Source organism: Pseudomonas alliivorans (genome assembly GCF_017826695.1).
In the GTDB taxonomy this organism is placed as follows: Bacteria; Pseudomonadota; Gammaproteobacteria; order Pseudomonadales; family Pseudomonadaceae; genus Aquipseudomonas; species Aquipseudomonas alliivorans.
In genome coordinates, this window is record NZ_JAFFZW010000017.1 from 1 (window position 1) to 19,867 (window position 19,867).

Consider the following 19,867-nt stretch of genomic DNA (forward strand, 5'->3'; position numbering starts at 1 on the left):
TTGAAGCTTGTGACGTTCATCATCTTGAACAATGCCGCCCGCCTGTCGTCACGCAAGGATTCGACGGTGACTGGCTTGGGTTTTGTGGTTTTCTTCGCAGTCGACTGAGTGCCCTGATCCTCCTGGACGCTCTCTTTGCCATCGACATATTTCTCCTTGGAGAGTGTCCTGACAAAGTTGTTTTTAAGGTACTCGTACTTGGCAAATCTGGGCGTCAAGGGCTGCGATTCATCTTTTCCATTGGAAAATCGATTGATGACCTGTTCCATGAAATCAAAATCGTTGTGGTTGATAGAGCCGTAATCCTTGTCGGTGATATAGAGAATGAAACCTTGATCCAGACGTGTCGTTTTCAGCGCACCACTTTCCAGTATTCGCTTGGCAGAGGCAGCATCCTTGTCGGTAAAGCTGTGATAGACCTTATACCCTTCGCTATTATAATCTCGCCCAGTATTCCCACGTACGCTTATTCTGCCATCGTCTTTTTCACGATAAAAAGCGAGCCTTGACCCTAACTCATCAACGTACTTCAGATCAGCACCCTGTTCCCGCGCCCACTCGTACACGTCGCCCAATAACTGCCTGTCATCAAGCGTTAAAAACTCGACTCTCGAACGCGATGTTCCACACTCCGCTTTCCCCAGTATAGGTACAGCACGGTTCGGATCGGTTATATGAAACAGCCGTTGGCGCAGAAGCGCTTCACCACTGATAGAAACAGTTGAACGTTCAACGGGCGGTTCTTTGTGAGTGCCTGCTGAAATGACAGTGTCTGCCAAATGGCCGTTTTGAGCGTTTCTATTATCAAGTTGCATGACGGCGATTCGTGATTCGATATCCTGATTGACGACTCTCATGGACTGTTTCCTTGGTCACGGTTCGGTACTGGCAGACAAACCAAAACAAACTCAACGCGCTAAACCGGTGTCAGCTGACGGCACGTTGCAGTTCAGGCAAATGATCAAGCAACCACTGAGGCTCACGGGTTTCGAAAATCACGCTGATTGGCTGTTTGAGTTCCAACTTGCCGTAGAGCGATTCTTCGTGATCCAGATGCGCTTGTTGAGCGCTGCGGTAGTCCAGCGGGTAAATGCTTTTCTCGATGGGGAGCAGGCGGTCGAAATGTTCCAACAGTCCGTGAAACACGATGCGCCGCTCAACCGTGTTTCGAGTGGTGGCGATAAGTTTGGCAAAGTACTGGATGTCGCCATATTTGAGCGCTTCGGCTGCAGCATAGCGTTCAACCAATGTGTAAAGTCCGGTGTCGTCGAATATGACGCAACACAAGTATTCCCGGGCCATGCGACAAAACGGGTTATCCGCCGGTGGACGACGACCGAACGCGCCCAACGCGAATAGCATGGCCTGCTCGGCAAGCGATTTACGCTTTCTGTCCTGCAGACGCTCCAGATCCTGAAACACCGGCGCTTGTCGCGCCTGCTCCCTGACCAGCCGGGAAAATCTGGCTAGCTGGCCGGCGGGCCCGAGCAGCGCAGCCTGCTGCTGGACAAGGACTGCTCGTGAAAGAACCGACTGACGCGCGGCCAGTTGCTGGAAGTCTGTCATCCAGTTGGTGTCGGTACGGTGCGGATCCTGCCGCGATGACTGGTCGGAAAGAGAATCCTGCCGAACGAGACAAACAGTCATGTGTTGCTCCTTTTTTATTGTTTATCGTGTCGTGATGCAAATGATGGCGCCCGGCGCATTGATCGATCCCTGATGCGGCTCGACCCTGCCGGACTTGTTGACACAGCAGAAAAAAACACCGTATCGGTATTACAACCCCGAGCCTGTTCTTGCCTCCCCGCAAGAACAGGCTCGCATTGAAACAACGTAGTTTTTGCTGACAGCAAAAAACGCCTGATCAAAACTGAATCGAATACGGTGCCGGTGTGAACAATGGCTGTGTAAAAATAGTATTGGGTATCGTGAACGCCACTGTCTCGATAAAGCCTATTCTGGCGAAGTCATCTCGATAAACAATCCGACAGATGTAGGGGGTTGCAGGTTTTTACCGGGAGCCAGGAAAAAAGACATGCAACGCGCCATGAGTTCAGCACGCGTTCTGGCCTGATTCTTTCGAAGCAGTGAAGACACGTGGTCACGCACGGTATAGCCGCTGATACAGAGCTGCTGTGCAATTTCCTTGTTCGTACGCCCCTGAAGCAAAAGCCCCAGGACTTCCTGTTCTCGAAGAGTCGCCCACATGGTATTCCCCTTTTCGTCAATCTATCCATGAATGAATCTGTAGGACATTTCTCACAACTTTCATCCACAACCTCAAAAGCAAATCGGCTTTAACACTGATTTGTTTAACGTTATTTTTAATATTGAAAATTTCAAGAAATATCCTACAGGCATCTCGGAAAGGACTTAACGGTTAATAAAGCCAATACTACAAAACCATCTCACCCAGTCACCCACCGAACAGCCGACACCCAACCAAATCAATTTAATGATTGGAAAACAGCCGCAAGATAAACTTGCCAATTAACAATTACAATCAGTTGTTACAATTGAATCAACCCATCATTTCTGAATCTATTGCGAACAGGGGCATTGCCGGCCTCCCGTCCGCGCAAGCGGGCGGAAGGCCGGTCAGACTGTCACTCACTCCACATTTCCCTGGCCCGCGCCTTGATCTGCTCGTGGGAGAGCTCTTCGATGTGCGTCGCGATGAACCAGACGTGTCCATAGGGGTCCCTGAGCGTGCCCATCCGGTCGCCGTAGAACTGATCCTTGACCGGATCGACCTCAACGGCGCCGGCCTCGACCGCGCGTTTGAAAACGGTGTCAGCGTTTTCGACGTAAAGGTGCATGCCCGACGGCGGTCTGGATTCAGGGCTGGCCAGCGGGCCCTGGTCACAGCCGTCCGAGATCATCAGCCTGGAATCGCCAATGCGCAGTTCTGCGTGCCCGACACGGCCGTCAGGTCCGTCCAGACGAAACTCCTCTCTGAAACCGAACGCCCTCTGGTAGAACTGGATGGCGTCGGCTGCGCCTTTGACGACCAGGTAGGCAGTCAGGCTGTGATAGTCATCGGGAATGGGTTTGACGACCGTGTCGGCTGTGCCTTCAGGTTTCAGATCGAAGCGGGCCTTGCCACTGCTCATGTCGAATGGCGCTGAAAAATGCTCGTGAACGGCTTTCCAGCCTTGCTCCGTGAGTCGATAACCGGCGCTGGCGCGCATCCATGACCCTTCGCATTCTCCATCGCCACACTTGTTCAGCCAGTGCGCAAAGGCAACTGTGCCATCCACATGCACGACCGGGTCGCGCAGTTCGAACACCATAGGCCCGGAACACTGATTCAGGCAGAACGCCCAGTGTTTGCCATACGCCTCAAGGCCGCTGAATTGCAGTTGGCCGATGGCATCGTAGGCGACGACAGTCTCGTCGTAATATCGCTTGATTGCCTCCAGATCCTTACGCTGGACAGCCTGCGCCCACGCCTGCAGGTGGGCCATGACCTGTGCTTGTGCTTCGCTGTTGTTGATGTCGGTTTCGCTCATGAGTGTTCTCCTGACCAAGGACGGTTGGACTCATTGCGCTGCCGTTTTCAAGGCTTTCGGGGTCTTGATTGTCGGCCTGCAGCCGGTCCTCCAGTGCATCGTCAGGCGCTGAAGCGAGGCATTGAATCTGCCCTCCAGACCTGGTGTTCATGCCTTGCTCGCAACCCCGGTGTGACGATGCGGTCGGTTAAGTCTAGCCGCTCGACCGCACAACACCTGCCTGCCCGCTAACTGGCCCGACCGAGCACCACGTCATCGACCCGCACGCCTCTGCACAGGCCGAACACCACCGCTGTAAGCAGACCGGTCACGCCCATCACGAAGGCGTAAAGGACGCAGACCCAGATGTTCCAGGGCATCAGCGCGATGAGCAGCAGCGGCGTGGTACTGGCCCAGAACGCGTAGGCAATGTTGTAAGTGAAGGAAATGCCCGACACACGGATGTTGGCCGGGAACAGCCCCACCATGACCGAAGGCACGACGCCAACGATTCCGCAGGCCAGACCCGCCATGGCGTAGGCAACGCTGAGCGGTAGCCACTGCTCGATCAGACTGGCGTAGAGCACACCGATGCCCAGTGGCAGCAACAGGCTGTAGAGCATGACGCCGCGCCAGGCGCCAATCCGGTCGACCAGCCTGCCGGCCAGCACGCAGCCGATGTTCAAAAACACGATACCGGCCGCACTCAAGGCAAAGGTCTGGCTGGCCGAGATGCCGAAACGTTGCTGCATGACGGTCGGAGTAATGACCACCAGTACGACCACGGCCGAGGTCAGCACGAAGGTCAGCAACGCGGCAGGCAACAGTGAGGCACGGTGGTCTTTCAGAACCTGTTTCAGTGGCAGGCCTTGCAGCCCTTCGCGCTGGGCATGCAGGGCCATGAATACCGGCGTTTCGCTCAGCCAGCGACGCAACCAGACGCCTACCACGCCGAATACACCGCCCAACAGGAAAGGGATGCGCCAGGCCCAGTCAAGAATCTCTGCGGGGCTGTAGACACGGGCCAGCCAGGTGGCAGTCAGCGCACCGAGCAGGTAGCCAAAGGTCAGGCCGGCCTGCAGCACGCCCAGTGCATAACCGCGATGACCGTTCGGCGCGTGCTCGGCAACGAACACCCAGGCGCTCGGCACTTCGCCGCCGACAGCAGCGCCCTGAAGAATGCGCAGGGCAAGCAGCACCAATGGCGCCCAGTAACCGATCTGGGCGTAGGTGGGCATGATGCCGATCAGCAGACAGGGTAAGGCCATCATCAGGATGCTGAGGCTGAATACTCGCTTGCGTCCCAGACGGTCGGCAAAATGCGCCATCAGAATCCCGCCCAGCGGACGCGCCAGATAGCCGGTCACAAAGATGCCGAAGCTCTGGAGCAGGCGCAGCCACTCGGGCATTTCAGGGGGGAAGAACAGTTGGCTGAGGGTCAGCGCGAAGAAGACGAAGATGATGAAATCGTAGATTTCCAGCGCCCCGCCCAGCGCTGCAAGACCCAGAGTCTTGTAGTCGCCACGGCTGAAAGGCGCTTGAGGTGGTCGAACGATGGCCGTCATGAAGCCCCCGATACATGGCTGAAAAGCGCGTCCCGCGCTCGCTGGGCGCGAAGAATAGCAAAGCTTGGATCGGGTTGTGGGGTTGGAAGCGGTGGGGGCACAGCCCAAGACGCTCCGCGTCCGCTATCAGCCGTCAACTCAGAAATTGACCGAGGCCGAAAGTCTGGCGGTTCGCGGCGCGCCCATGAACAGATAATCGTCGCCCAGGTATTCGCCGGCGTCGCGCCAGTAGCGTTTATCGAACAGGTTGTCGACGGTCAGGCGCAGGACAGTATCGTATCCACCGACTTTCGTACTGTAGCGGCTGCCGACGTTGAACAGCGCGTAGTCGTTGACCTGCACCGAGCCTTCGCGGTCGGCCATTTTGCTGGCGCTGTACTGCACGCCGCCGAGCAATGCCAGACCGCGAATCGGCAGGCTGTAATCGGCCTGCAGGCTGCCACGGTATCTGGGTACGTTGAGCGCCTGATGACCTTCATAAGCCTCCGTGCCACTGCCTTCGACACGCGCACGGATCGCCGCCGCGCTGGCAGAAATCTGCAGACGATCAGTCACCCAGCCATTGGCACCCAGTTCGAGGCCGGTGTTCTTCTGCTCGCCCTGCTGCACGTAGGTAAACGTGCCGTCATCGTTGGGCCGGGAATATTGATAAGCCTGACGCGCCTGAAACAGCGCTGCCGTGAAGCTCATGCGCTGCCAGTCGTACTTGATTCCGGCCTCCAGTTGCCGCGACACAGCCGGGGCGAGGACTTCGCTGGCGTTGGTGGTGAACCACGCCGCCGTGCCGCCCAGCGACAGTCCCTTGCTGTAGCTGGTATAGAGCGACAGGTTGTCCACCGGCTTGTAGATCAGCGCGGCCTGGGGCAGAAACACCCAGCGCTCGGTGTGGCGCGCATCGCTGCCGTCCTCGGCATACGCCCGCTCGTCGAGACGCACCTGACGCCCGCCCAGCACCGTTTGCCACTGCTCGTTGAAGCTGATGCGGTCGGTAACGAACAGCCCGTACTGGCGACTGTCGAGACGACGCTCGGTGTGCGGCAGTGGCAAGTCGGAGGGCGAAACCGATTCAGGCGCTTCGTTGATAGTGCCGGACCCGACAAGCTCGTTGAACGTGGCTCGTGTATCGACCGTACGACGATAGGCGCTGGTGCCAAAGGTCAGCTCATGCCCCAGCGAGCCGGTATTGAAGACGCCGGACATGGCCGCCTCGACCTCATCGTTGCGCCGCGTGTCGTCAGGGCTGCGGAAGTCATAGATGTCATACCCGCCTTCAGCACTGAAATGATTGGGTACCGCTTCTGCCGCACAACTGGCCGAACCGTAGCAGCCCCAGGCGAACGCGCTGTAGTCGTCGATCACCACGCGACTGCGAGAAGCGCTGACGCTGCCCTTCCAGCTGTCGTTGAAGCGATACTCGAAGCGGCCGTTCATGTTCAGGGAGTCGATACCGACAGGATTGGACCAGCTCTGATAACCCAGCAGTCTGCGCGGCGAGGCATCATGCGGCAGGGTCGTGCCGCCAAGCAATTGATAGCCGGGAACAGAGCGCTGTTGTCGGGTCTGATACTCGAGGTCCAGTTGCAGCAAGGCACGGTCGCTGATGTTCCAGTCGAACGCCAGGGACGCGAAATCCCGCTGACCATCGGCATGCTCGACGTAGGAACGAATGTCTTCATGCGCCAGATTGGCACGCAGGCCGAACTGTTGCTCGCTGCCGAACCAGCCGCCTGCGTCAGTGGCAATGTAGCGTTCGCCATGCTCATTGGTGGACACCGTGACCGAACGCACATCCTCCGCGCGTTTGGTCTGGTAATTGATGACGCCACCCGGCTCCGACACGCCGCTCTGCAGGCCGGACAAGCCCTTGAGCAATTCGACCTGCTGTTTGTTTTCCAGCGCCACGTTCTGCTCGCCGGTGATGCTGCGACCATTGATGCGGTAGCTGTTGGCGGCGTTGAGCGAGAAACCGCGCACCACGAAGTTTTCGTAGTAGCCGACCGGGGCGTAGCTTTCGCCGACAGAGGCATCGTTGCGCAACACCTCGCTGAGCAGTCTGGCCTGGCGATCCTTGATCAGCGCGTCGGTAAACACCGATACGGATGCAGGCGTGTCGAGCAACGTGGCCTGGTGATAACCCGCGATGGAGGCCCGCGACGCTTTATAGTCACCGACGTTTTCTTCACGCGCACCCGAGACGTTCACGGCGTCCAGATTGATCGGCTCGACCGCCAGCACCGGCGACGCGACGGCCATGCCCAAGGGCAGCAAGCGAGACGCAAGACGCGCGGCAGGTAGATAGGGCGTGCTCATTGTCGGACTCCAGAAGACAGGCGCCTGGACAGACGCGAAGCACCTTCCGGCAGGGGGCAACCTTTTACGTTCACCGCCAGTTTTTTTCAACCCTTGCATGCACGCCATTCTGTAGACGAATCGAGTCGGCACACTTTACTCAGTCACCTGATTCGAAATATCGAGGCACGACCGTTTATTAAGCGTGGATTAAGTCAGCGTGGATACGCTGAATTCAACAAAACGCTGAACCCTTCAGCGAACCCGTGATCCATTACAACAGATCAATCAGAAGGAATACTTTTATGAAACTTATGTCTGCCCTCTTCGCTGCTGCTGCCCTGACTGTTGCTGCCGGTGCTGCCCAAGCCGATATCGGTCCTGATGAAGTTGTGCGCCTGCAAAAAGCCGGTACTGTCGGTGACTTCGAGCAATTCAACAAGCAGGCATTGGCCAAGCACTCGGGCTTCCAGATTCACGACACCGAACTTGAGAAAGACGCTGGCGGCAATTACATCTACCAGATCGAACTCAAGGACGCCAAAGGCGTTGAGTGGAACTACGACGTGAATGCCAAGACAGGCGCCGTGGTACGTGACGAACAGGATCGTTAATCCTGCCGTCAGACGCTGAGCCGCTCAGCGTTCGATAACCGATTGAAAAAATTCCCACGTCGCGTGGGAATTTTTTTGTGCGTTATATAACGAGCGGCTTATTCGGCCAACCCGACTTTCAGCAACTGACCCTTGCTGTCATCCGTCAACAGATACAAGTAACCGTCCGGTCCCTGGCGCACATCGCGAATGCGTTGCTTCATGTCTTTCAACAGACGTTCTTCCTGAACGATCTTGTCGCCTTCGAACTTCAAGCGAATCAACTCTTCAGTGGCCAGCGCACCGATGAACAGGTTGTGATCCCACTTCTTGAAACGGCCATCGTCGTAAAAAGCCATGCCGCTGATGCCGGGTGAAACTTCCCAGACCTGAAACGGTACTTGGGTGCCTTCGACAAACTTGCCCTTGGCTTCAGGGATCGGTTCACCCGAATAGTTGATGCCGTGGGTTGCGAGCGGCCAGCCATAGTTCTGGCCACGCTCGATGATATTCACTTCATCCCCACCCTTGGGGCCATGCTCGTTGGTCCACAAGGTACCGGACCAGGGGTTCAGCGCAGCGCCCTGCTGGTTGCGATGGCCGTAGGACCAGATTTCCGGACGTACGTTTTTCTGGCCAACGAACGGGTTGTCCTTGGGTACGTTGCCGTCAGGGAAGATACGCACGATCTTGCCCTGCAGCTTGTCCAGGTCCTGCGCGGTCGCGCGTTCGTTGTTCTCGCCCAGCGCGATGAACAGATAACCATCGCGATCAAACACCATGCGCGAGCCGAAGTGATTGCCGACCGACAGCTTGGGCTCCTGACGGAAAATCACTTCAAAATCTTCCAGCCTGGTCATGTCAGCCGACAACCGCCCGCGCCCTGCGGCAGTGCCTGCGGTATCGCCTTCGGCTGCGGTCTTGCCGCTGCCTTCGGAGTACGTCAGGTAGACCATGCGGTCCTTGGCGAAATCCGGCGAAAGCACGACATCCAGCAAACCGCCCTGCTTTCTGGCCCAGACTTGCGGCACACCGGAGATCGGTGCAGACAGCTTGCCGTCCGCAGACACCAGCCGCAGGTTGCCCGAGCGCTCGGTCACCAGAATGCCTTTGTTGTCCGGCAGAAACGCCAGTGCCCACGGGTAGTTCAACCCCTCGGCAACTGGCGTGACGGTCACGGTGCCGAGGTCGCTTTTGTAATTCTCGGTGGGAGCAGCACTCGCAGACAGCGGCAGGCTCAATACGGCAGTGGCACACAGTGTCGCAAACAGGGTCTTTCTGAACATGGGCGATTCCTTATGCATTGATTGGATGTCCTGCCTCAAGGCCCGGACGTGACGTCACTGATTACGCTGCGAATCAGGGTTCTGCGTGGAAGGTCGCGAAGGCGCCTGACGGGTTGGGTAGCCGTTTCCAATGCCGCCGTTTTCCAGCGTGGGTTTGCGAACCGGTGGGGCGATATTGGGCGCACGCGACGGTGGAGTACTTGATTCGGTGCCTTGGCGGCTGTTGGGATTGGCGCGATGGATCGGGCTGTTGTAAGGATTGCTGCTGGCGCCGTTATTCAGCGTGCTGTTGGGCAGGTTCTGTGCCTTTACAACGCTTACGGTAGAAAACACGCACAGCGCACCCCACATCAGTTTGCGCACGAAACTGTTCATCACTTACCTCTTATGGGTTTACGTCGAGAACGGTGAAGACTCAGGCCTTTGATGGCAATCAAGGCTTCAGGTTCGGCCCGGCAGTGGCGATGAGCAAGTAAAGCAACGGAGGAGTTTGTAACAAAGATGGTCAGTGCGGCACGAAAGCGTGTCCGCACACGCAATGCCGTCGCTTATCGCACGCTGGCGATGGACGACGATGAAGCCGAAACCAGTGGCATGCTGAAGGTGAAGGTGGTGCCACCCTGGCGTGTCGAGCACACCTCAAGCGTGCCGCCATGCGCTAGGGCGATCTGGCTCGCGATGTAAAGACCCAGACCGAGTCCGGCCTGCGGTTCGTCCGTCACCGGCCGTGAGTAAGGCTGAAACAACTGAGCCAGGACCGGCTCGGGGATAGGCGCGCCCTGATTGGTCACACTCAGCAGAAACGAGCCGCCATCGACCACCGCCAGAACATCGACCGGGCTCTCTGTATCGCCGTGGCTGATCGCATTGGAAACCAGATTGGACAGCAGTTGCGCGATCCGCTCGTGGTCACAGCGGATGTGTTCCAACATACCGATCCGGGAGCGAATCAGCCTTTTGGGGTGTACACGCTGAATTTCGGACACCACGTGTTCAAGCGTGGCATCCAGACCCTGTGCATCGTGAATGCTGAGCGGAATACCATGCCCCAGACGACCCCGTGCAAAGTCGAGCACGTCATCCACCAGTTGCGAGGCACGCTTGCCTGAGGTGAGGATGTGATGAACGATCTGCTGCGCCTTTTCATCCAGCGGGCGACGCAGCAGCAACTCGGCGCTCGCATTGATGGCGAACAGCGGGTTGCGCAGATCGTGTCCGAGCACGGCGATGAACTGTTCGCGCAACTCCGAAACTTCGCGCTCGGCCAGCAGATCGGCCTGCACCTGCTGCATGTCGTCTTCCGCTTCGATCTGCAACGCCAGCAGCCGCGCGAACGACTCCATCATGGCCAGTATCGGCGTGCCAGTCAGCCCGGCAGGCTTGGGATCGAGGGCGCAGATTGTGCCGAAGAACGAGCCATCGGTAAGGAAGACCGGGACGGATATATAACTCTGAAAGTTGTACAGGCGTGGCGTGTGGTGAGAACAGAACCGCGCGTCCTCTGCCACGTGATCGATCACGACAGGCTGGTGCGAAGAACTGATTTCATGGCAGATGGTGCTGCTCAGTTCGAGCTCGCCGCCCGCTTCCAGTCCGAAGTCCAGGTTGTCAAGAACGGCGCAGGCGGTCCACGACGTTTTTGTTACGCGCGCAACGGCTGCGAACCCGAGACCGGTCGATTCGGTCACGACTTGCAGAATGGCAGGAACGGCGCTTATCCGACCGATTTTGGCTACATCATGTGCAATGGATTGCCGCATGTCAGACCTGTAACGAAGCTTTGATGTGCTGTGAATGACGAAACATTTTAGACGCGCAGACCCTTTTGTATATCACTGTCTGTGAAACCTTAACGTTTAGTTCCGCGCCTGTACCATTCTTCCGGACGGAACGCGCTGCGCATGAAAAAATTCAATTCATATGAATATTACTACCTATCCATTTGAATGTATTTCAGCAGGACCGACAAGATTTTGTGCATAACAAAACTCAAGCTGCAGGGCGTGGAAGTGTCGCCGTAAAGGTGGTGCCCTCGTCAACCGATGATCGGACACTGATGTCGCCCAGATGCGCCCGCACAATCTCGCGGACAATAAACAGGCCCAGCCCGACTGTTCTGGTTTCATCGCTGTCGCTGACCACGCGCACGGCAGGCTCGTACAAGCCGTCGACCTTCTCCATCGGAATAGGCTCGCCCCGGTTATGCACCGCCACCTTGATCACATTCGCCTCGAATGCCGAGGTGATGACAATCTCGCTGCCCGGCGTACCGTAGGTGACTGCGTTGCTGATCAGGTTGCCGACCAGTTGCAGCAGGCGATCCGGGTCAGCGAGGCAAGCGCCCTCTCCCTCCATGCGATGAGTCAGCGCGTTTCCTGTAAAGGTGAGTCGCAATTCCTCGACGCCTCTGGCCACCGTGGCGTGCAGATCTATCGGCTGCATCGACAGGTTGATGCCTTGGCCTACGCGAGCCTGCGTGAAGTCCAGCAGATCGACAATCATGCGCTCGGCGCGGTCGGTGGAATGATGGATCTGGCCCAGGAAACGCTGCTGGCGTGGCTCCAGCAGGCTGCGCTCCAGCAAACCGGCCGCCATCTTGATCGCCGCCAGCGGGTTACGCAGGTCATGGCTGACGATGCCGACCATCTGTTCGGCAAAAATCGCGCGGATTTCCGCTTCAGCGTGTGCCAGACGCAGGCGATTGCGGGCCGAGGTCAGCTCGCTCTGAACCGACATCTGATGCTGCAACAGTTCCTCGGCCATCTTGCGAGCCGCCAGCAGTTCGCGTTCATACTTGTTGCGCTCTTCAGCGAGAAACACCGCCAGTTCATGCAGCACACCCGCCGAATGCTCGCGGCGCACCGCGTTGAGCATCATGGGAATGGAACAACCATCGGCATGAATCATCTCGACTTTGACTTCGGCAATCGAGCCCTGCGTTTGCAACAGCGGCGCCCAGTGGGTCTGCAGAAAGACCCTGCCTGCCATGTTCAACAGATCCTGAAAACGGCGCCCCAGCACCGCCTCTCGCTCAAGGCCCAGCCACAGACAGAACGTCTGGTTGACCCGCTCGATCGTACCGTTGGGCTGCGTGATCAGCAGTCCGCAGGGCGCGTGTTCGTAAAGCGCCTCGGTTGCCGGCAGGTCGGTGTCATCAATGACCATGCGTGGTACTTCCAAATGAATCGAGGAACAGGTTCATGGCATCGATACACGCCTTCGGTGCACTCATGTGCGGATAATGCCCGACGTTGTGGATCATGTGCAGGGTGCTGTCCGCGATCACACGATGCAGGTATTCGCCGACCTGAACCGGCACCACCAGATCGTCGCTGCTTTGCAGGATGAGCGTTTTGGCGTTGAAGCGAGCGACATCGGCACGGTGGTCGGAGAGAAACGTCACGCGGGCAAACTGCTTGGCCATGTCGGCATTGGTCCGACAGAAACTGTTGGCCAGCTCTTCGCCCAGTTCCGGTTGATCGGACGCGCCCATCAGCGTGGGTGCCATGGTGCTGGACCAGCCCAGGTAATTGCTTTCCAGGGTTTCCAGCAGCGAATCCACATCATCGCGTGTGAAGCCGCCCACGTAATCACCGTCGTTCAGGTAATGCGGAGACGGCCCCACCATCACGTGACCCGTAAAGCGCCCCGGCGACTGAAGTTCTGCCAGAACCGCGATCATGCAACTGACCGAATGACCGACATGAATGATCGGGCCGGCCCCGCCGAATTCATCGACCAGTTCCAGCAGGTCCGTTGCGTATCCTTTGAGCGTTGCGTACTTGTGCGGGTAATAGGCGGAGGTGTCCGACTGTCCGCTGCCGACCAGATCGAAGAGCACGACCCTGTAGTGCTCTGCAAAATGAGGCGACATGAAGCGCCACATGTTTTGATCGCAACCAAAACCGTGGGCAAAAATCAGTGTGGTCGGTCCTTCGCCCATGACTTTGACATTGTTACGCTGTTGGACCGACATGACGGGCTCCAGAAAACGGCTGCGCAGCCCTCGAGGCGCGCATACAGCCAATACGATGTGGCGAGATTATCATCGTTACAGGCAATCTAGTGGCACAAACCCCATTTATGATGAACCGACGTGAATAACGATGAAAAAGGCAGCGGCTGAATGACAAGAATCTACGACGCACGCGGCAATCTGTATGCCGTGACGACACCGCAGCAATTGCGTGCGCTTGGCGTGCAGATTCCCGACAAGGTTGAAGCCGCTGCAGCGTCGCGGAAGCAGTGGACGATGGCGGCGGTTCAGCAAACAGGTGTGGCTGACGCTGGATCCAGAGCGCATGTGTCGACCCCTTCTTGGGAAAGCACACGTCAGTTGAAGCATCGAACATCAGTTGCAGGCACCGACGGTTTGCTGGTAGGCCCGTTTCAGGACGTTGCACCGTTTGACTTGTTGATCGTCAACACCGACGGCACGCTGGCAGAACGCAGCGGCAACGGTCTGACAATCTTTGCCCAGGCGCTGACCGACTCAGGCCATGTCGACAGCGATCAGGCATTCACGCTCAGGGTCCATCATGACAAGACTGACTCCTGCTCGCCGGTCCAGACTTCGATACAGCCGACCACGATCAACGGCACGGCAGGTTTCTGGCTGGATCTTGGCAGTCCGCAGTTCGGGCCTGAGGCGGTCAGTGCGCAAGGCACGGGCGTGACATGCGTGACCTTTAACGAAGCAGAAGTCACTTGTGTCGAGCGCTTGAAAGACGTCAATCCACATTGGCGCCACAGTGTTTTCGTGCGCATTGGCAATCCGCATTGCGTGACACTGCTGTCGGACGCCGAACACCTGCCCACCTTCACCGAACTCCAGACGCCGGAACTGCATGAGGCGCTGGCACGCATTGCGTTTTCCGATGATGACGTGGGGCTGGGCGATCCCTGTCCTGCTGGCGTCAATTTGCAGTGGGCCAGCATCACAGCACCGAACAGGATAGAAGCCCGCGTGTTCGAGCGCGGCGAAGGCGCAACGGCCTCTTCAGGCACCAGTGCCAGCGCAATCGCGTGTGCCGCCTGGCGAACCGGCCTGGTTCAGGCAGACCTGATCGAAGTGGTGATGCCAGGCGGGACCGCGCCGGTAAGGCTGACAGGAGATAGACAGGCGCTGAGCAACGTCGCGCTGTTCGGAGTGGCGCGTCTGAGCGTCCAGTTGCCCTGAGGCAAGCACCTGAAGCAACGCCTGCCATGCTGGAGCGTCAGTTCATCCCGGATACATCATTCCCCGATATCCTCATTCCACAGCTCGGGCCTGTGGCCGATGAAGCGGTGCATCATGTGCTCGCAGGTCTCGTCGTTGAGCACCTCGATTTCCACGCCGCGCGAGCGCAGCAGTTCTTCTTCGCCCATGAAGGTACGGTTTTCACCGACGATCACCTTGCGAATGCCGTACAGCAGAATCGCGCCACTGCACATGGCGCAGGGTGAGAGGGTGGTGTACAGCACGGCGTCGCGATAGACACTGGCGGGCTGGCGCCCGGCGTTCTCCAGAGCGTCCATTTCGCCATGCTTGATGGCGCTGCTTTCCTGCACCCTGCGGTTGTGGCCGCGACCGATGATCTTGCCGTCGTGGACAATCACCGAGCCGATAGGGATACCGCCCTCTTCGAGACTTTGCATGGCCTCGTCTATTGCAGCCTGCATGAACGGATCCATCTCCATGATGTTGCCTCGCTTTCGTTGAATGTCAGTGCTTCAAAGTATTCCGGGCATTGCCCAGCGCCCTGTCTACGTAACGCCCCAATAATGCCGATGAACTGGCTTTCATTTCGGTGCTGACCTGCGTGTTTCTGGCCCTGAATTTGTTCGCCACCGACGAAGAACCGTCGCCCTGACTGAGCGAACGCAGCTCGTCTGCCGAGAAGGAATGCGCATAGGCGGTCGCCAGATTGCGGTCCCATTCGGCCTGATAATCCGGTTGCAGGCGTTGCAGCTCGCGCTGCACCAGTTCCTGCGCCTCCGTTTTACCAACCTCTTCAACGATGCTGGCAAAGGTCGTCGTCCGCGATGCGACTTGATAGCCAAGCCAAGCCAGACCTTCCCCCAGCCTTCGCTCCTGCACGAAGGTCAAGGCGGTGTCGTCCACCTCATCGGCAGCCACATGCCGGGAGACGTCAAGCAACAGACAGGCCAGCAATGCCAGACCTGTCCTGAGCGCAACGTGCAATCCCTGCCCGCTCTGAGTCATTCATCCCTCCCCACGCGTGAATCTGTGCAGTGTGGGACGTTAACAGCTCACATCGCCCTTGCCACACATCACGTCGCATACCGCTCACCTGTGCCGCTCTCAGCAATGTCTGCTGCGCCACTGCTCCAGTGTGAGGCGGTAAATACGCACCCCCAGCCGGTGGTATTGGCTGTGGATGTAGTCGCGGAAACCGGCTTTGTGCAGCACCCTGACCGAAGCAATGTTCTCCGGTTGAACGATGGCAATAACGGACGCAAGCTGCAGGGTTTCGAATCCGTGTCGCAAGGTTGCGAGCGCGGCCTCACTGGCCAGCCCTCGGCCCCAGTATGACGGCGCGAGTCGGTAACCGATCTCCACCTCCATCACCTGATCGACCTGCTCGGCGTTCAGGCCGCAGAACCCGATCAACCGATTCGTCTCGACCTCGATGACAGCCTGCGGACCGAAACCATCGGCACTGTAGGCGTGCATGCAGTTGCGCACGAATTCACCGGTGGCCTGCTCGCTGAGCACACCGCGCACCGAATAGCGCATGACGTGCGGATCGCCGAGTATTCCTGCCAGGGCAGGCACGTCAGCGACCTCAAAGTCGCGCAACACCAGTCGGTCGGTCCGCGTCGTGTTCATCGCTCAATTACAGCGCATTGCTGACCTTGACGGCTAGATCATCGGGCAGCCAGGCCTTCCAGACCTCAGGGTGCTGCTTGAGAAATGCCTGAGCGGCGATCTTCGGATCGGTACGTTGCTCACTCATGTCGGCCAGGGTCTTGTTGAGCAGATCAATGGGCAGATCGACCTTCTTGAAGAACGTCACCAGTTCCGGGTGTTGCTCACTGAAGGGCGCCGACACGCCGATGGACAGCTTGGCCGCCAGCGATGCAGAACCCTGAGGATTGGCGTTACTGGCATCGGTCAGGGTTTTCCAGGCGTCGGCATTGAACGGCGGCTCTTCCAGCTTGATCAGCTTGTACTTGCCCAGCAACGGCGTGGGCGACCAGTAGTAGAACAGCACCGGTTTGCCCCGGCGAACGGATGAACCGATCTCGGCGTCCAGCGCAGCCCCGGAGCCGGTGCGGAAGTTGACGAAGCTGTCGTCCAGCTTGTACGCCTTGAGCTTCTGGGTGTTGACGATTTCCGAGGTCCAGCCGCTCGGGCTGTTGAGGAAGCGCCCCTTGTCCGGCGATTCAGGGTCCTTGAACACGTCCTTGTAGCGGGCCAGGTCCTGAACGGTTTTCAGGTCGGGGGCCAGCGGCTTGATGCCCTTGGCCGGATCGCCCTTGATGACGTATTCAGGCACCCACCAGCCTTCGGTCGCGCCTTTGACGATGTCGCCCAGCCCCATCACCTTGCCGTCGGCTTCGGCCTTGACCCACACCGGGCTGCGGCCAGTCCACTCTTCGGCGATAACCTGTATATCGTTTTTCGCCAGCGCGGTTTCCAGGCTGACGGTACTGCCTGGCAGCGTGTCGGTCGAATAGCCATACCCCTTTTCGACCAACGTGCGCAGCACCTCGGTGATCAGGCTGCCACTTTCCCAGGTCAGCGCGCCGAATTTGATCGGCTCTGCCTTGTCGGCGGCCAGCACAGGCTGTGCGAGCAGCCCGAGCGCCAGCAGCGAGCTGCCCAGAAGTTTTGTTATGGGTTTCATGATCACCTCAAGGTGCAGTGTGAACGGGAAGTCTGAAAGCTACGACACCGGCCAGGCACGATTAGTTGTAGCCGTGTGCGCAAGCATGCGGGAAGGTTAGCCGCCGAGTTGTATGATGCGACCCCTTTGTTGTGCACCTGTGAGCAATTACTCATGCCTGATACACAATTCATGCCCTTGCCTGCGGAATGTCGGCCGTTGCTGGGCAAGTTCTATCGCCAGCATCAGTCGTCGATGCGCGCCGCCGGCAAGGGTCAGGCCTGGGTGGCGAAACGGCAGGACATCATCGGCGCGCTGTGCCTCACGCCGGTCGAGGACGGGCACTGGCTGACCAGCCTGTTCGTCGCTCCAGAAGAACGCGGACAGACCGTGGCGAAGCGTTTGATAGAGGCCGCCGTACAACCGCTTGCAGGACCGGTCTGGCTGTTCTGCCATCCGCAATTGCAGGGGTTTTATCAGCCGATGGGATTCGAGGTGGCGCAGCGCTTGCCGCCGTCGCTGGGCGAGCGTTTCATGCGTTACAGCCGCAGCAAGGCGCTGGTCGCCCTGTGCCGAAACGCATGAGGACACGGCTTACTCGTCGGCGTTGGGATCCATGTCGGGGAACATCACATCCATGAAACCGAACTTGCTGAAGTCGGTGATGCGCGAAGGGTAAAGACGGCCGATCAGGTGATCGCACTCGTGCTGCACGACACGCGCATGAAAACCGAAGGCATCGCGCTGGATAGGTTGACCGTCCGGGTCGAAGCCTTCGTAGCGAATGCTCTGAAAACGATTGACCATCCCACGCAGGCCCGGCACCGACAGGCAGCCTTCCCAGCCTTCTTCCACCGCCGGGTACAGCGGAGTAATGACCGGGTTGATCAGGATCGTCTGCGGCACGGCTTCAGCCTGCGGGTAGCGTTCGCTGCGCTCGAAGCCGAAGATCACCAGTTGCAGGTCGACGCCAATCTGCGGGGCTGCCAAGCCGACCCCGCCGACGCTTTCCATGGTCTCGAACATGTCTGCAATCAGCGTCTTGAGTTCGTCACTGCCGAACATCGTCTGCGGTACGGGCGGAGCTATGCGAAGCAAACGCTCATCGCCCATTTTCAGGATCTTGTGAATCACGAAGTCAGTCCTTTCAAGGAGTCAGCCCTATCGCTGCGTGGTCATACGATTGTCTGAATCAGGTTCTTCAGCCTTGGGCAACGGCACGGAGTGATCGCGGCCAAGCCCGGAAACGTGCTGTTTGCCAACGCCTTCACCACCACCGTCGCCCGCCTCCTTCTCGCCCTCTTCCTTGCCTTCTGCCGACATGTGCTCGATGACTGCATTCATTTCCGCCCCCAGCAGCAGTACCGCAGCAGAGATGTAGAAATACAGCAGCAATACGATGATCGCCCCGATGCTGCCATACATGGCGTTGTAGTCGGCAAAGGTCTTGACGTAGAAACCGAACGCCAGCGAGGCGACGATCCACACCACCACCGCCAGCACCGAGCCTGGGGTAATGAAGCGGAATTCCTGTTTGACGTCAGGCATCACGTAATAGATCAGCGCCACGGCAACCATCAACAGCAGGATGATGGCGGGCCAGCGCAGGATGGTCCACAACGTCACAATGAACTCTTCCATACCGATCTGCGCGGCAATCCAGTTCATTACCTGTGGACCCAGCACCATGAACGCGGCTGCGGCAAGCAGCATGCCCGCGATGCCGACGGTATAGAAAATGGACAGTGGGAAGCGCTTCCAGATCGGGCGCCCTTCAACCACGTCGTAGGCCGCGTTCATGGCGCTCATCATCAGACGCACACCCGCGGAGGCGGTCCAGAGCGCGATGAAGATACCGATGGACAGCAGACCGCCCTTGGACTGCTGGAGCTGATCGATCACCGGGTTGACCTGTTCCAGTGCCTGCGGCGGCAAGACCAGTTCCGACTGCAGACGCAGCCATGAAAAGAAGTCCGGAAGGTGCAGAAAGCCGATCAGTGCGATCAGAAAAAGCAGGAACGGGAACAGAGAGAACAGCATCTGATAGGCAAGTGCCGATGCGTAGGTGGACATCTCGTCATCGAGAAACTCATTGACGGTGCGTACCAGCACTTTGCCAACCGACAGTTGACGCAAATGGGGGAAAATCATGGCGTTTCCTCTCGCTCCCTTACTGGAACACCTTACATCGTCAGGATCGGACATCGCTGCAATTATCTGCCAATTCAATGACAAACCTGCGCAGCAACCGATGTCACATTGACTTGACGCGCCGTAAAAGGTTTCAGTTACGCAGAGCAGAATGCATAACGGTCATCCTGGGATGACCGTTATCTGCATCGTATCCTTCCCGGACCGAATCCGGAGAAGAATCGGCTTATGCCTTGTCGACGCCCTTCTTGATAGCATCCTTGGCTTCGCCTTTGGCCTGCTGGCCTTCGCCCTTGATTTCCTGCGCCTTGCCTTCAGCCCTCAGCTTGGTGTTGTCGGTCGCCTTGCCAACAGCCTGCTTGACGTTACCAGTTGCTTCATTGGCCATGCCTTTGATTTTATCGCCAGTGCTGCTCATGGGTGTTTCTCCTGGGTCTGAAGACCACATTGAAATCGGATGTCGTACTCGACATAAGGATGGACCGGCGCTTTTCGCCAAGAGTTTCAAGTATTTTTCGTGCCCCGATGGCCGTTCGTCTGCCGCCCCGTTTACCTGCATTTGTATCGTTCGCCGCGAGCGCGAGGCAGAGTTTGTGCGAGAATGCGCCGCACAGTTGCCAGGCACGGTCCGGCGCGCTGAACAAACCGATTCACAGGAAC

The 19,867-nt window shown here is 58.0% G+C and carries 21 protein-coding genes and 1 pseudogene; 3 read left to right on the forward strand and 19 right to left on the reverse strand.

Annotated features, from left to right (window positions below; translation table 11 throughout):
- The 7 genes and pseudogenes from JTJ32_RS25685 to JTJ32_RS25710 form a co-directional block, all read right to left on the reverse strand.
- Positions 1-857 (reverse strand): hypothetical protein (locus JTJ32_RS25685; protein WP_210043728.1); only part of this gene is annotated, 857 nt, incomplete at its 3' end.
- Between the two features lie 70 nt (positions 858-927).
- Positions 928-1,647 (reverse strand): hypothetical protein, encoded by a 720-nt coding sequence (locus JTJ32_RS25690; protein WP_210043729.1) that lies wholly within the window; start codon positions 1,645-1,647, stop codon positions 928-930.
- Positions 1,648-1,953: 306 nt separating this feature from the next.
- A complete protein-coding gene (locus JTJ32_RS25695) occupies positions 1,954-2,208 on the reverse strand; it encodes a helix-turn-helix domain-containing protein (protein ID WP_180274210.1) in 255 nt (84 codons plus the stop codon).
- A gap of 398 nt (positions 2,209-2,606) precedes the next feature.
- Positions 2,607-3,113, reverse strand: coding sequence for a VOC family protein (locus tag JTJ32_RS25700; protein WP_210043775.1), 507 nt, complete (start codon positions 3,111-3,113; stop codon positions 2,607-2,609).
- 15 nt (positions 3,114-3,128) lie between these two features.
- A pseudogene (locus tag JTJ32_RS26505) lies at positions 3,129-3,512 on the reverse strand (YybH family protein); the annotation flags it as partial.
- 227 nt (positions 3,513-3,739) lie between these two features.
- A complete protein-coding gene (locus JTJ32_RS25705) occupies positions 3,740-5,056 on the reverse strand; it encodes an MFS transporter (RefSeq protein ID WP_210043730.1) in 1,317 nt (438 codons plus the stop codon).
- 138 nt (positions 5,057-5,194) lie between these two features.
- Positions 5,195-7,366, reverse strand: a complete 2,172-nt coding sequence (locus tag JTJ32_RS25710) for a TonB-dependent siderophore receptor (RefSeq protein WP_210043731.1) — start codon at positions 7,364-7,366, stop codon at positions 5,195-5,197.
- A 284-nt stretch (positions 7,367-7,650) separates the two neighbouring features.
- Between JTJ32_RS25710 and JTJ32_RS25715 the strand changes: the two genes are divergently transcribed.
- Positions 7,651-7,959 carry a PepSY domain-containing protein gene (locus JTJ32_RS25715; protein ID WP_099226011.1) on the forward strand — a complete coding sequence of 103 codons (309 nt, stop codon included), beginning with the start codon at positions 7,651-7,653 and terminating at the stop codon, positions 7,957-7,959.
- 98 nt (positions 7,960-8,057) lie between these two features.
- Here the strand turns inward: JTJ32_RS25715 and JTJ32_RS25720 are convergent, their stop codons facing one another.
- From JTJ32_RS25720 to JTJ32_RS25740, 5 genes are all read right to left on the reverse strand, one after another.
- The gene (locus JTJ32_RS25720; protein WP_210043732.1) at positions 8,058-9,224 is read right to left on the reverse strand and encodes a PQQ-dependent sugar dehydrogenase; all 1,167 of its coding nucleotides are present in this window, start codon (positions 9,222-9,224) and stop codon (positions 8,058-8,060) included.
- A 54-nt stretch (positions 9,225-9,278) separates the two neighbouring features.
- Positions 9,279-9,599: a hypothetical protein gene (locus JTJ32_RS25725; protein ID WP_210043733.1), complete on the reverse strand. Its 321-nt coding sequence runs from the start codon at positions 9,597-9,599 to the stop codon at positions 9,279-9,281.
- Between the two features lie 173 nt (positions 9,600-9,772).
- Positions 9,773-10,984: a GAF domain-containing sensor histidine kinase gene (locus tag JTJ32_RS25730; protein WP_210043734.1), complete on the reverse strand. Its 1,212-nt coding sequence runs from the start codon at positions 10,982-10,984 to the stop codon at positions 9,773-9,775.
- Positions 10,985-11,213: 229 nt separating this feature from the next.
- The gene (locus JTJ32_RS25735) at positions 11,214-12,389 is read right to left on the reverse strand and encodes a PAS domain-containing sensor histidine kinase (protein ID WP_210043735.1); all 1,176 of its coding nucleotides are present in this window, start codon (positions 12,387-12,389) and stop codon (positions 11,214-11,216) included.
- Complete coding sequence (locus tag JTJ32_RS25740; protein WP_099226016.1) at positions 12,379-13,200, reverse strand: alpha/beta fold hydrolase; 822 nt, start codon at positions 13,198-13,200, stop codon at positions 12,379-12,381. The genes JTJ32_RS25735 and JTJ32_RS25740 overlap by 11 nt, the downstream gene beginning before the upstream one ends.
- Positions 13,201-13,350: 150 nt before the next feature.
- Here JTJ32_RS25740 and JTJ32_RS25745 point away from each other — a divergent pair, with 150 nt between their 5' ends.
- A complete protein-coding gene (locus tag JTJ32_RS25745; protein WP_210043736.1) occupies positions 13,351-14,403 on the forward strand; it encodes a diaminopimelate epimerase in 1,053 nt (350 codons plus the stop codon).
- 56 nt (positions 14,404-14,459) lie between these two features.
- Here the strand turns inward: JTJ32_RS25745 and JTJ32_RS25750 are convergent, their stop codons facing one another.
- The 4 genes from JTJ32_RS25750 to JTJ32_RS25765 form a co-directional block, all read right to left on the reverse strand.
- Positions 14,460-14,897 carry a nucleoside deaminase gene (locus tag JTJ32_RS25750; protein WP_099226018.1) on the reverse strand — a complete coding sequence of 146 codons (438 nt, stop codon included), beginning with the start codon at positions 14,895-14,897 and terminating at the stop codon, positions 14,460-14,462.
- A 31-nt stretch (positions 14,898-14,928) separates the two neighbouring features.
- Positions 14,929-15,429, reverse strand: a complete 501-nt coding sequence (locus tag JTJ32_RS25755; RefSeq protein WP_210043737.1) for a hypothetical protein — start codon at positions 15,427-15,429, stop codon at positions 14,929-14,931.
- A gap of 99 nt (positions 15,430-15,528) precedes the next feature.
- The gene (locus tag JTJ32_RS25760; protein WP_210043738.1) at positions 15,529-16,056 is read right to left on the reverse strand and encodes a GNAT family N-acetyltransferase; all 528 of its coding nucleotides are present in this window, start codon (positions 16,054-16,056) and stop codon (positions 15,529-15,531) included.
- Between the two features lie 7 nt (positions 16,057-16,063).
- On the reverse strand, positions 16,064-17,077 hold the full coding sequence (locus JTJ32_RS25765; protein WP_210043740.1) for an ABC transporter substrate-binding protein: 1,014 nt from the start codon (positions 17,075-17,077) through the stop codon (positions 16,064-16,066).
- A 153-nt stretch (positions 17,078-17,230) separates the two neighbouring features.
- Here JTJ32_RS25765 and JTJ32_RS25770 point away from each other — a divergent pair, with 153 nt between their 5' ends.
- Positions 17,231-17,641 (forward strand): GNAT family N-acetyltransferase, encoded by a 411-nt coding sequence (locus JTJ32_RS25770; protein ID WP_184320657.1) that lies wholly within the window; start codon positions 17,231-17,233, stop codon positions 17,639-17,641.
- A gap of 9 nt (positions 17,642-17,650) precedes the next feature.
- On the opposite strand, the gene def is transcribed toward JTJ32_RS25770, so the two are convergent.
- The 3 genes from def to JTJ32_RS25785 form a co-directional block, all read right to left on the reverse strand.
- Positions 17,651-18,190 carry a peptide deformylase gene (gene def / locus JTJ32_RS25775; protein WP_004888257.1) on the reverse strand — a complete coding sequence of 180 codons (540 nt, stop codon included), beginning with the start codon at positions 18,188-18,190 and terminating at the stop codon, positions 17,651-17,653.
- 27 nt (positions 18,191-18,217) lie between these two features.
- Complete coding sequence (locus JTJ32_RS25780) at positions 18,218-19,207, reverse strand: YihY/virulence factor BrkB family protein (RefSeq protein WP_099226023.1); 990 nt, start codon at positions 19,205-19,207, stop codon at positions 18,218-18,220.
- A gap of 226 nt (positions 19,208-19,433) precedes the next feature.
- On the reverse strand, positions 19,434-19,625 hold the full coding sequence (locus JTJ32_RS25785; protein ID WP_025994758.1) for a CsbD family protein: 192 nt from the start codon (positions 19,623-19,625) through the stop codon (positions 19,434-19,436).
- Positions 19,626-19,867: the final 242 nt, after the last annotated feature.